Here is a 12,905-nt window from a genome sequence, read left to right as displayed (position 1 = left end):
GATTTAGTCCACCCTTCCACCTCTGGCGGCCGTTACCGGCTCAGCCGGAACCTCAACCTCGCGCAGCACCTGCAGCACAAGCTCTGCTGCCTGCCCTTCACGAGAACCGGGTCCGCGCTGCATAAGCAGGCGGTGGGCAAGTACAGGAACCGCTACGGCCTTGATATCATCAGGCAATACATAATCCCGTTCCCGCAGAAGTGCGTAGCCCTGGGCAGCACGAAGCAGCCCAAAGCCTGCACGGGGGCTTGCGCCTAGTTTGACTGCAGGAGCTTTGCGCGTCGCTTCAACAATACGAATCATATAGCCCAGAAGGTCATCACTAACAGTGACGGCTGCGGTAAGCCGCTGCAGTTCTTGAATATCTCGTCCTGTAGCTACTGCAACTGTATCTTGCAATGGATTATTCCCGCGGAATCTTTGAAGAATATGGACCCCCTCTTCGAAGGTTGGATAACCTGTGGTGATCCTCATCAGGAACCGGTCCAGCTGTGCTTCCGGCAGGGGAAACGTCCCCTGACTGTCCACAGGATTCTGTGTAGCAATAACAAGAAAAGGCGCTTCCAGTTCATGTGTCAGGCCGTCGATGGTAATCTGGCGTTCCTCCATGCATTCCAGCAGGCTGGACTGGGTACGGGGAGTCGCGCGATTGATCTCATCCGCCAGGAGAATACTGGCAAATACCGGACCGGGCCGGAACTGGAACTCGCCTGTTTTCTGATTATAGTAGTTGATTCCGCTAAGATCTGAAGGCAACAGGTCTGGTGTAAACTGAATGCGCTTGAAGGAACAGTCCAGTGAGCGTGCCAGTGTTTTGGCCAGCATTGTTTTGCCGGTGCCGGGTACATCCTCCAGAAGGACATGCCCATTCGCCAGCAAAGCGGTCAACAGCAGATCCACCCCTTCCTCTTTGCCGACAATAACTTTACCAAGATTGACTCTTATTGCTTGTATTAGTGCGTTTGCTTCCTGAAGCATCATGAAGAATAACACCATCCGTTCCATATTTAGGTATATGCTAAAGCTTAATCATACCAGAAAGCGCATCCAATTTATAATAGATAAGTCGCAGCCGTCATTTGACAGCCCGTCCGATTTTGGAGCGGATGAATGCCGCAATGAAGTAATATACGGGAATGCACTCAATAAACAACCAGAAGCCGATAATTAAATCCGAGTTGAAATTACTATAGTACATTACAATATTGCGTGAATACAGATAAGCAATTATCGTGGAGCAAATCGTCAATAACGGGATCATCAGCCTTTTCCCCTTCTGCTTGCTCAAGTGCAAAGCACATTTACAGGCGATATAGATTAGAAAGGCTGCATGAATAAACATCGAGGCTGACCAGATGCCGATAAGAAGAGGGTCCAGATTGCCAAGTATATTGTGGTGTGAAGAACTGCGGATCATCTCCAGAAACGGGTATTGCAGTTCTTTGCCCAGATGTGGACCGAAGTTAAGCATAGTCATTATCCAGCCTGTTAATACAATCAGAAGGATAGAGATACTGGATACTGCCAGTATTTTCAACATTTTGCTTCCCATCCGAAGCTCCGGTGCCAGGAAGAGAAAAACAATCCAATCCGCAAACCATGATGTTACCGAAATAGAGTCCTTGAGTGCAATGCCGGGATCATGGTAATGCAAAAATGCAGGAAGCATCGAAAGATCTGCATACGGTATAAACATATATACGGAAAGCAGTGATGCCATGAAAAAAATCAGGAAAATTCCATCCGCCATATAAATGATAGTAGTTATTCCTAACGTCGCAGTATACATGATTACCAGTCCAATGATGATTTGTATGAAGATGGGGGGAGTTCCCCGTGTATAGTTGGATCCAAAAAAAAGGACAAAGTTCTCAATATCAAACGAAGCATAATAAATACACCAGCAGAGCAGTAAGAGTACCATCAGCCGGTGAAGCCATGTTCCCATAATCTCTTTGCCAAAGTCAATCCAACCCTGGTCTGGCTTTAGCCTGCCAACTTGTATGGTAAAGAATAAAATGCACAAACTTAAAAATCCGCCTCCAACCAGCGCGATCCATCCTTGGTAGCCCGAAGTTTCCACGAGAATAGGAATCAGGAAAATAGTGGTCTGGGAACTGAAATAGATCAGACTGAATCTGAACAACTGCCATTTTGTGGTGTGCATTTGACTCCCGTACCTCCTATCCTCATTTTACTGAACCCAAGTCCTGGATGCTAAAAGCAGACGTTACCTTAATCTTTACGTCATGCGTATAATAATCCTCCCAGCGGCCCTTAAGTTTCTTCCATTCTTCAGGATAATTCCATTCCACACGCATACCCAGCTGCAGAATATCCGCTCCCGCTTCCTGTGTAGCTAGAAGTGCATCGGTAACATCCTTGACCACCGCTGCTTGAAGTTTTTCTATAACAACAGAGCTGAGTTCGACCGCCTTCCTTCCCAAGGAATCTTGGAAATTAGTGATGCTTACCTTTCCCTTCAGCTTGACATAGAAAACCGGTCCATCGTCCGTTAATACCGATCGAATTGAAGATGTATTGCTTAAAAACAGCGCTGTGGCTTTACCCGAGCCTTCTTCATCCCAAGTAATCGTGTATTCAGGCAAATTCAAATGACCCGAGAGATGTCCGGCAGCCCAAGCGAGCGCCCTGCTCTCACGAAAATGCAATGTACGGCGAAGCCTGGCTTGCTGAAACATTGCAGCTCCCTGGATACCGGCCCAATGAACAGGCTTGCCTTCATCTGAGAGGTGGCTGTTCTGACCTATTGACAAATAATTCATGGCATAGCCCATTTTGGATGACTCCGCCAGCAAGCAATCTTTCACCGTTGTTGCAAATAGAAGATTTTCCTCCGAAAAATTCATCAGCACCTGATCCGGCAGCTGTTCAAATATTGCAGAGAGTTGGGTGACCTCCTTCGCTTTGCCCGGAGCCGTCATCACATAAGTCCCCAGAGGGAACTCCGGCTGCCGTTTGAACCACTCCAGCGCCTCATCTATTCCCTGACGGGCATATTCCTCTCCGAAGACAATCACCTTGATATGGGAGATTTCCAGCCTCCGGGACAAGTCTTTTTGAATTAAAATAACCGCATCCGTAATGTTTGAGGCCGTTTTGGAAACCATGAAATGGGATTTGACGTTTCCGCCCCCCGCCTGTGTGCTGGAGAGAAGACGGTTGGGCAGTGGTGAGCTGATCGACACTTCAACCGTTCCCGGTTCTTTCCCGGCATCGATATAAATACCAAAGATGAAGGTAAGCTCATCCAGCTCTATTTTGGACCCGCAGCCGGCCAGATTCAGAAGCAGCAGAACGCTCAGAAGCAGCTTCAAGAGCTTCATTTCTTTTTTTGCCTCTTTTCATTTTTAGTGTTCGTGAACGAAGTGCTTCTTTTCATCATAAAAGGAGAAGGTACACGAAGCAGGGTGTCCTTCCAATCCTGGAATACCAGAGGAGCGACCGGCTGCAGATAAGGAGTCCCGAAGGATCTGAGATTCGCCAGATGTCCATAAATGGCAAATGCCGCAACAATTACGCCAAGCAGCCCCAACGTTCCGCCGAGAATCAGCATCACAAAGCGGAGCATCCGAAACGTCAGACCCAGATCAAGGTGAGGGATAATATAAGAAGCGATGCCTGTAATAGAAACTACGATAACCATGGGAGCTGAAACAATTCCCGCTTGTACAGCAGCCTGTCCGATTACGATCCCGCCAATGATGGATACGGTCTGCCCAACGGGCTTGGGGATCCGGGTCCCGGCCTCTCGAAGTGCCTCGAATGTGAGCTCCATAATCAAGGCCTCCGTCAAGGCTGAAAACGGAATATTTTCTCTCGCAGCAGCAATGGTAATTAAAAGGTCAGAGGGAATGATCTGGCTGTGAAAGGTAGTGATGGCCACATATAAAGCCGGGAGCAGCATGGATACGATGGAGAAAAAGAAACGGACTAATCGAATCCAGCTCCCTGCATAAAAGCTCTGATAGTAGTCTTCCGAGGATTGCAGCATGGAAAAAAAGGTTACCGGTGTCAGCAAAGCCGAGGGCGTCCCGTCCTGCATCAACCCTACCCGTCCTTCCATGAGGGATGCTGCAACTGAATCCGGACGCTCCGTATACTGAAATATTGGAAAGGGCGAGTATTGGCCCTTCTTCATTTGCTCCGCGATTCCGTTGATCCCCAATACACCGTCCACTGTGATGTCTCCCAGCTTTTTCTTGAACTCTTCCACAATTTCCGGCTTACACAACCCTTCAATATAGACCAGATACACATCGGTTTTCGTATACCTGCCGATAGAGAAATGAATAGTCTTCAAATCTGAATGCTTGATCTTATGCCGCAGCAGGGACAGGTTCGTCTGCACATCTTCAATAAAAGCCTCCTGAGGCCCTATAACCACCAGCTCATTCTGCGATTCGGAGACCGTTCTTTTCTGATAATGAGTGATCTCAAAATAATATACATAGGGAAGACCTTCAATCGAAAGCACGGCATTACCGCTGACAATGAGCTCAACCGCCCGGTTCACCTGATATGCCTTAATATAGGGAATGGCAAAAGCCGATCCATGATCCAGCCGTTCCAGAAACCGTGGCCAATCCGGTTCTGAATTCGCCTCTGCTTTGAGTGGTGTGGAGACAAATTCCTGCAGGCTTAGAGTATCGACAATGGAAGGAATGTAGATCAGCATACAGGCATGTCCGTACACATTAATAGACTGATATACTGCATCGCTGCAATCTGTAAGCTGCTCCGTTATAGCCTCCAATACCCTTTGCTCCGTCACCGCACACACCTCCTATAGTTATCCTGGGGAATCCAAGTTAGTTTGCCAATGATTCGGTTAGTTATGCGCGGCACCCCTCGGTTGAGTGCGAAGATGGCAAAAACGTCAAACAGCGATTCTCCAATGGAACGGGGAATCGCTGCTCTGTTATTCTATTTAGGTTCATGGAATTCAGCTGAATCCCATGACCGGATGCGGAATGTACGGTTCTTCCAGCCGCTTCAGATCAGATTCTGTCAGCCGGATCGAGACCGCCGCGGCCGCATCCTCCAGATGTGTCATCTTAGTCGCTCCTACAATTGGCGCCGTCACCGGCTTCTTCTGCAACACCCAGGCCAGTGCAACCCGGGCCCGCGGAATCCCGCGTTCTTCGGCGATTTCTTTGACTCTTAGCGCGACAGCACGGTCCGCCTCTTCGGTCTTGGCGTACAGGTGCTTGCCGAATTCATCGGATGCCGACCGGGTACTGGTATCTTCCCAATCCCGGGTCAGACGTCCCCTGGCAAGCGGACTCCAGGGAATCACACCGATCCCTTCAGCTTCACAGAGCGGCAGCATTTCACGTTCCTCTTCCCGGTACAGCAGATTCACATAATTCTGCATGGATACGAACCGGGTCCATCCATGGCGTTCAGCGACATGCAGCGCCTGTAGAAATTGCCAGGAATACATAGAGGATGCCCCAATGTATCGGGCTTTACCGGCCTTAACCACATCATGCAGTGCTTCCATGGTTTCCTCGATCGGCGTAGCCGGGTCCCAGCGGTGAATCTGATACAGATCCACATAATCCGTCCCCAGCCGTCTTAGGCTATTATCAATTTCACTCAAAATCGCTTTACGAGACAGTCCGCCACCGTTTGGACCCGGACGCATGGTTCCGTGTACTTTGGTTGCTAGCACAATCTCATCACGTGCAGTGAAATCTTTCAGCGCTCTGCCGACAATCTCCTCACTCGTTCCATCGGAATACACATTGGCCGTGTCAAAGAAGTTAATGCCCAGATCCAGCGCCTTTTGGATAAAAGGCCGGCTCTCTTCCTCATTCAGCGTCCATGAGTGATTTCCCCGTTCCGGAATCCCGTAGCTCATACAGCCCAAGCAAATCCTTGATACCTCAAGTCCGGTAGAACCAAGCTTTACATATTCCATAGATGCAGCCGCCTCCCAAATAGAAAAGATAATAATTACCAATCTATTCAAGTATACCGCTTTTACTATTGATTGGTGGCACCAATATTGGTGCCGCTTGGAGTGCCGGAACCCATCAGATCGCTGCCGGTGGCAAGCTTCAGGAAATTACCAAGGCTGAAGGAGCCGTCGGAGTTCCGGATTACCGAAGGAGTGAGACTCATAAAGTCAGCGCTGCTGGCGACGAGGCCCTTGGCATTGGTGCTGGCGTTGCTCTTCCACCATACATTGGTGCTGGAAACATCGGTGCCGCTTGTTTTGTCACTAGAGGTTCCGGCAAAGCTTAAGTTATTCGTAAATACATGGGTGCCCGAATCAAAAGCAAAGTTGCTCTCCCCATTATTCCATGAGGTGTTATTCGTTAATTGAATCGAACCTGGATTGCTGTTATAAGTAAAGCCGTGTTTTTTGTTCTGGAAGGCTACACTGTTCATTACAATATGATTCACCGCAATTTTATCTCCACCCAGCTTGAAGCCGTTACCATCACTGTTGGTGGTCGTATTGCCATCTGATGTTTGGCCATTCTTGTAGGCGACACTGTTCTTGATTGTTACAACACCAATAGGACCTGTCTCTGATTTGGCATACAAATCCCATCCATCATCTGTATTCCATGCCGAAATACATTTATCGAATACATTGCCGGGTCCGATGGTCAGCTTGGCGGCAAAACCGTCCGCATCCTCCCCGTTGTCAGGGTCGAAATTGTCATGAGAATAGACGCCGATAATTTGGTTGTAACTTGGCCAGTCGCTCATACTGGAAGCTGTAGAAGCATAGCGGCTGATCTGCAGTCCGGAATCCCGGTTATGGTGAGTCTCGACATTCTCAATGATGTTATAGTTCCCCCCGATGAAGATCCCGTTATCTCCGGCTCCTTTGACTTCAAGTCCTTTTACAGACCAATAGTGGCCAAAGATTTGCAGTCCGCGCTCCGTGGAAGCAAAGCTTTCACCGGAGAAATCGAGTACCGGCTTTTCACTTCCGTAAGCCGCAATAATTTTGCGAGAGCTGGAAGTACCGCTGTTGTCCCGTTCAATCGTAACTGGTGATGCAAAGGAATACGTACCGCCCCGCAAGTAGATTGTGCCGCCTGCAGCGACTTTGGTCAGCGCTGATCCCAGAGTGGTCGGGCTTCCAATGGTTCCCGGATTACTTGCCGAACCGTTAGGTGCAACATAAAGCGTACCTGAAAGCGGAGGCGAAGTTGGTGTTACCGTAGTTGTTGGCGCTGGCGTTGCCGTTGCCGTTGCCGTTGGAGTAGGTGCTACTGTCGGATTAGTGGTTGGTGCAGCAGTATTTGTTGCGGCGGGTGTAGCGGTAGGCGTTGATGTGACATCGCTTACAATGACATTATCGAACTTGGCAGAGGTCTTATATGCTACTAATCCGATACCTCCTGATGATAAAATGTTATCGTGTGCATTTAACTGCAGAGCATCATTCACATACATGTTAATCGAATCTCCGCTTAGTTCAAGTTTAACCGTATATACAGTTCCTGCGGTAATGGCATAACCGGTTTTCATTGCGAGCGTAGTACTTGCACCACCGGACTTTTTGCGAATTTCGAGTGTACCGCCATTCGAGTTGGAGATCGAAGCGGCATAATAGTTATTCCCGTCCGCATAGCGACCGCATACATAAGTCCGGTTACTGCCGTTGAAATTATCGACCTTTATGTCAGCCTGAACGCTATAATCGCTCCACGAGCTGCTGCCTGCGGAGGTACGTCCTTCGGAACTGCCGGATTGAAAATATACATGAGAGCTGCCATCCTGGACCACAGACCATGTGCCTGTCGTAGGGTTCCAATTCCCGGTGCTGCCGGACTCAAAATCATCACTGAAGATGCTTGCTGCCTGTACTGAAGGAATACCCCACTGCAAACCGCCAAAAGCAAGTACAGCAGAAAGACCAATCCATGCGGTGAAAGCAAATCTCTTTTTTATTTTCACGTTAACATTTACCTCCAGAGTGTTTTATTTTTTTAGAACTAGTTGCAGCTATTGCATTATCGTATTCTTATTGCTGTCCCATACAAACTACAGCTTATAGTGACCATCGCACTCCCCCTTGATTGATGATATGCAGTTTGCTGCAAAATTATTTTTTTTGCAGCAATCAACCTAATCTTCACTATAAGTAAATATTTGTAATTGTATAGATGTTTTTTGGGTTTATTATTACAAATATGTGAATTGCCGGGATTTTCATTAGATTTCCTGTATTCCATTTGGATTTTGCATAGCTAATGGAGAAAAGACCCGCAAAAACAAAAAAATGTTTTTGCGGGTCTTTCCACATACTGCCTATCCTTCTAAGCTCAGCTTTGGACAAATGGCTTCAGCTTCTGTAAAAGAGTCTGCAGTTGCTCGGAGCACTGTCCATACATCTTCTTCGCCTGTTCATTTTGGGTAGACAGGCTGAACAGCTCAAGATCCGCTTCACATTTCTTTAGCAGTGCGTAGAGCTGAGGTTTTTCCTGCGTCTGTGGAACCTCAACATTATCTGTGTACAAGTCCACGGTAAGTTCACCATACGAATCGACCTGTCCCAGAAACACATTTTCCGCTGTCAGGTTCAGCTTTTCCAGCGCTCCTTGCAGCCACCCGCGCGTCAATCCCAAGGCGTCCAGCGGCTCATCCATGATCTTGCCATCCATAATAACGGCTTGGGTCTCTTGCTCCGGTGCAACCTTTACACCTAAATGCTTAGGTGTTAACGGTTGGTTCTCCCGTGTAAGCAGAACATTAATCGCCCCGTCCGACTCCATAATGGCGAACTCCACATCGGCAACCTTGAATACATCCTTTTTCCTTAGCTCCTCCAATAATTCGTCGGTCGTCAGACGTTCTTTTTTCATATTGTCCTCAAGAATTTTCCCGTCCTTAATCAGCACGGTCGACTTGAAATCAATAAAGTCTCTGGCTTTCTTGCTCTTCATTTGCACGAACTCAATCCCCAGTGAGAAGGCGACCCAAACAATTAGAGCAATAATCCCCAAATGCCAGGTCTTGTCGGTGTCCAAGGAAATATAGGCAGCAATACTCCCAACGGTAATGCCCGTAATATATTCGAAGAACGAGAGCTGTGAAACCTGTCTTTTACCAAGCAGCTTCGTTAAAAAGAAAAGCACAACCACAGCAAAAGCAGTACGCCATATAACCTCAAGCCATTCCGGCATTTTTGTTGCCTCCCTGTTAACCTGTATTCTTGTCATTGCTCTTCATTATTTGTCATAAGGTGCGGGAATAACCATGAAATATTTTCTGGTCCTACGAACAGGAATACAATATCAGAACCCAGCAGATACTATGTCGCGGTAATACGCACCACCATTCGAAGGAGGGAAAAGAAATGACAGTAGCCTCACAAGTTAAAACCTGTGTATCTTCCTTGAAGAGTGCCCAGGCCAGCCTGGAGCAGTTTGCCATGGAAACGCAGAATAAGGAAGCGAAGACCCTGTTCACCAATGCAGCTCAGCAAACCCAGCAGATCGTAAATCAGGTAGAATCCCGGGTGACTGAGCTGGAGAACGAGGAACCGCAGTATAAAGGTTTTTAATTTAATTTAATTCTACAGAACTTTGCAGAAGGGGGAGTCCCAAAAGCCAGATGGCTGCTAGGGATTCCCCCTTAGTTTTGGTAAAATGGAAGTACAACCAGAAACTGGTATTACCATGACCTCCTATTTATTGTATGCATTTAACAAATACAACTGAATAGAATGATGTCAACAAAACATGGATTTATATGACTTTACTTTAAAAGTAAAAAACGCTTTGGCGAGGAATAGCTTCCTGTCCAAAGCGCATTTGATACATCCGTACCCGCTAAGTATTGTCACCCTATTTATGCTGGAGGTGTTCTTCATCACTGGATAAAAAACCGGCGATCTCCACCTTTCTCCCCGTCCGCGCACTCTCCAGTGCACCGAACACCATCGCCATACTTTTGCGGTTGTCACGGCAATCGGTTTCTGCTGGACGCTGTTCTGCCAGAGCCTGGAACATCTCCTCGAGACATCCGTGATGGAAGGTATCCTTCATCTCTACAGCTACTCCCTCCACCCGTTCATAATCACGAATGAATTTACCGTCCGCAACACCGTCTGCTACCTTTTCGGCATAGGGCATCCCTTCGCCATCCCAGACCGCAGTTCCAAGGTCTCCCTGTATCCGCCATGAGGCTTCCCAGGAAGTTGGAGCGCCTTCTGCACACCAAGAACCTTGATAACAGAAGACAGAACCATCCGACATTTCAAAAATACATACTGCTGAGGCATTTCCCGCGTACCAGGACCCTACCGGGTTGAACTCCTGACAATATACACTTACTGGATCAGCACCACTGATAAACCGCGCCTGGTCGAAGGTGTGAATCGCCATATCAAGCAGCAGCGGACTCTCCATCACATCCCGGAATCCGCCAAAATGCGGTGCCAGGAAAAAGCTCGCTCCGATATAGCCTATCCGTCCAATTTCCCCATCCACTATCAGCTGGCGCAGGGAACGTATACGCAGATCATACCGCCGGTTCTGCATGACGGCATGACTCCGGCCGGTGCGTTCCGCTAAAGAAACAATGGCGTTGCATTGTTGCATGGTCCCAGCCAGCGGTTTTTCGCTGAATACATCACATTGACGTGTGAGTGCTGTGCTGGCAACCCCATAATGGCTGGACGGTATGGTTATATCAAACACCAGGTTTGCCCCAGTATCTTCAATCGCCTGTCCAATATCCGTAAATACAGGACAGTCCAAACCATATTTGTCCGACATCGCCGCCGCAGCTTCCAGCCGGATATCCACTAGTGCAACAATTCGGACATCTGTGCGCCTCATAGCATAACTGATCCACTCATTGGCCATTCCTCCACAGCCGGCAACGGCTATGCGATATGTCGCTGTCATAGAAGCTTCCCCGCTTTCTGCATTAGACCGGATTTGGGATAAAGCTACCCCCGCGGCAATGCTTCAAATATTGGAGTGCATGGACCTGACCGGTCATTTCCAGCTCATCGCGATACACGGGATCATGCCACCCCTCGATGTCAATGGTGCCCTTGTAACCGGCCTGCCGCAGAATGGTGATTACATCCGTCCAATTCGTATCTCCAAAACCAGGAGTCCGGTGCCATACATAAGGCTTGGGGCCATGAATCCCGTATTCTTTGATGATATCCCAGGCAATCGTTGCATCCTTGCCATGCACGTGAAAGATTTTATCAGTCCATTTGCGCAGCTGCGGAATCGGATCAATTAGCGCGACCATCTGATGGCACGGTTCCCATTCCAGACCGAGATTATCTGCAGGAACGGCGTTGAACATTTTTTCCCAGGCTGTTGGGTTGTGGGCGATATTCCAGTCTCCCGTCTGCCAGTTTCCGTCCATGGAGCAATTCTCAAAAGCAATTCGGACCCCTTTGTCAGCAGCCCGCTTCGAGAGTTCTCCGAATACTTCTGTGAATTTCGGAATTGATTCATCAATCGGCAACCCGGTCAGTCTGCCTGTGAATCCGGAGACCATATCCGTACCGAATAAATGGGCATGGTCAATCAGACGTTCCCAGCTCGCCAGGGTGTCAGCATTGTCGCCGGTTCCCGTCAGCGGATTCCCGAAGATGCCCACCGAGGAAATCATAAAATGATGTTCAGCAGCCAGTTCACGCACCCGTGCCGCCGTCTCCACCAAATCCGTTTCTCCTGTAGTCTGCCAGAATGTCAGGCTGAAGGATTCAAAACCATGCTTAACGATTTGGGGAATCACACGGACTGCATCCGTTGCCCCGACAAGTGTTCCGATTCTAATGTCTTCCTGCATCTTGTATACCACTCCAATATTGGTTTATAGTAAGTTCAGCAACCCAAGTATATAGCGCATCTGTAGCGAATTCTCTTCTTATCTTGTGCGAAAATAGCTGAATATTGTGGGAGTTGACGTGGCTGTGACTTATCCGAAGGAATTGAAGGAATATCCTCAGCTTGAAGAAAAGATCTACCCGTTCCGCGTGTTTTTTAATCAATGCCGGGATGCCAAGGCAGAGCAGAACATTCTTTTTCTGCATTGGCATGAGCATTTCGAGATTATTGTGATGCAGCAAGGCAGAGCAATCTTCCATATTGACAGTAAGCCTTATGAAGCCGGACCGGGTGATGTGATCCTCGTGCCTTCCGGCGGTCTTCATGTCGGCTACAGTTTGAGCAGAGGGGATATCGAATACGTGTCCATAGTGTTCCATAGTTCTTTATTCAAAGACCGGAACCAGGATTCGCAGCATGAGTTATTTGTGGCCCCCTATTTGAATAATTTGTATCATTTCCCGGTCAAACCTGTAGAACAGAACCCGGTGTGCGGCACCTATTACCCCTTGCTGGCCTCCATTATTCAAGAGGTTCAGGAGAAGGGGCCTGCATTTCAATTGGTTGTCAAAAACCAGCTGCATCTGTTCTTCACCCTGCTCTCACGGACTTTCCCGCCCCGGCAGATGTTAGGCAGGTATCACAGTGAACGCCAATCCATTAACCAGGAACGCTTCAAGCCGCTGCTGGAATATCTGGAACTGCATTATGACGAGAAAATATCGATTGAGTATGCTGCCAGATTCGTGAATCTCAATCCGTACCATTTCTGCAAAACCTTCAAAAAACTGACCGGACGCACCTTTGTCGAATATGTAAACCTCTGCCGGGTGAATGAGGCCGAACGGCTCCTGCTGGAAACGGACTACACGGTAACGGAAATTTCCGGAAAAGTCGGCTGTGATAATCCCAATTACTTCACAAAACTTTACAAGCAGTACAAGGGGCTTACCCCCTCAGCTGCGAGAAAATAGGGATTGCTGAGTCCACAGCTGTCATGTTTTTACGGATCAGTCTGTAGAAAAAAGCACCGTTCATAATCTGTGAACGGTG

General features: G+C 48.2%; 10 protein-coding genes and 1 pseudogene. 2 read left to right on the top strand and 9 right to left on the bottom strand.

All coding sequences use genetic code 11. The features are described from left to right. Nucleotides 1-3: 3 nt before the first annotated feature. The 7 genes and pseudogenes from A3842_RS29985 to A3842_RS29955 all read right to left on the bottom strand — a co-directional run bounded on the left by A3842_RS29985 (nucleotide 4) and on the right by A3842_RS29955 (nucleotide 9,176). A complete protein-coding gene (locus A3842_RS29985) occupies nucleotides 4-981 on the bottom strand; it encodes an AAA family ATPase (protein WP_074083506.1) in 978 nt (325 codons plus the stop codon). A gap of 94 nt (nucleotides 982-1,075) precedes the next feature. Continuing rightward, nucleotides 1,076-2,167, bottom strand: a complete 1,092-nt coding sequence (locus A3842_RS29980; protein WP_074103743.1) for a GerAB/ArcD/ProY family transporter — start codon at nucleotides 2,165-2,167, stop codon at nucleotides 1,076-1,078. Between the two features lie 22 nt (nucleotides 2,168-2,189). Further along, complete coding sequence (locus A3842_RS29975; RefSeq protein WP_074083508.1) at nucleotides 2,190-3,347, bottom strand: Ger(x)C family spore germination protein; 1,158 nt, start codon at nucleotides 3,345-3,347, stop codon at nucleotides 2,190-2,192. Further along, complete coding sequence (locus A3842_RS29970; RefSeq protein WP_371916032.1) at nucleotides 3,344-4,804, bottom strand: spore germination protein; 1,461 nt, start codon at nucleotides 4,802-4,804, stop codon at nucleotides 3,344-3,346. The genes A3842_RS29975 and A3842_RS29970 overlap by 4 nt, the downstream gene beginning before the upstream one ends. A gap of 162 nt (nucleotides 4,805-4,966) precedes the next feature. Next, a complete protein-coding gene (locus tag A3842_RS29965) occupies nucleotides 4,967-5,947 on the bottom strand; it encodes an aldo/keto reductase (RefSeq protein WP_074103741.1) in 981 nt (326 codons plus the stop codon). 65 nt (nucleotides 5,948-6,012) lie between these two features. Next, nucleotides 6,013-7,182: pseudogene (locus A3842_RS32260) on the bottom strand (right-handed parallel beta-helix repeat-containing protein); the annotation flags it as partial. A gap of 1,133 nt (nucleotides 7,183-8,315) precedes the next feature. After that, complete coding sequence (locus tag A3842_RS29955) at nucleotides 8,316-9,176, bottom strand: DUF421 domain-containing protein (RefSeq protein ID WP_074083511.1); 861 nt, start codon at nucleotides 9,174-9,176, stop codon at nucleotides 8,316-8,318. 173 nt (nucleotides 9,177-9,349) lie between these two features. Here A3842_RS29955 and A3842_RS29950 point away from each other — a divergent pair, with 173 nt between their 5' ends. After that, nucleotides 9,350-9,556 carry a DUF1657 domain-containing protein gene (locus A3842_RS29950; protein WP_074083512.1) on the top strand — a complete coding sequence of 69 codons (207 nt, stop codon included), beginning with the start codon at nucleotides 9,350-9,352 and terminating at the stop codon, nucleotides 9,554-9,556. Between the two features lie 283 nt (nucleotides 9,557-9,839). Here A3842_RS29950 and A3842_RS29945 read toward each other — a convergent pair whose 3' ends face one another. Then, nucleotides 9,840-10,904, bottom strand: a complete 1,065-nt coding sequence (locus A3842_RS29945) for a Gfo/Idh/MocA family protein (RefSeq protein WP_074103740.1) — start codon at nucleotides 10,902-10,904, stop codon at nucleotides 9,840-9,842. Nucleotides 10,905-10,926: 22 nt separating this feature from the next. Beyond that, nucleotides 10,927-11,814, bottom strand: coding sequence for a sugar phosphate isomerase/epimerase family protein (locus A3842_RS29940; protein ID WP_074103739.1), 888 nt, complete (start codon nucleotides 11,812-11,814; stop codon nucleotides 10,927-10,929). A gap of 106 nt (nucleotides 11,815-11,920) precedes the next feature. Here A3842_RS29940 and A3842_RS29935 point away from each other — a divergent pair, with 106 nt between their 5' ends. Further along, nucleotides 11,921-12,826: a helix-turn-helix domain-containing protein gene (locus A3842_RS29935; RefSeq protein WP_256701928.1), complete on the top strand. Its 906-nt coding sequence runs from the start codon at nucleotides 11,921-11,923 to the stop codon at nucleotides 12,824-12,826. The last annotated feature ends 79 nt before the right edge of the window (nucleotides 12,827-12,905 follow it).

The organism is Paenibacillus sp. P3E, assembly GCF_001909045.1.
In the GTDB taxonomy this organism is placed as follows: Bacteria; Bacillota; Bacilli; order Paenibacillales; family Paenibacillaceae; genus Paenibacillus_AQ; species Paenibacillus_AQ helianthi.
This window is presented reverse-complemented; position numbering and strand designations above follow the sequence as displayed.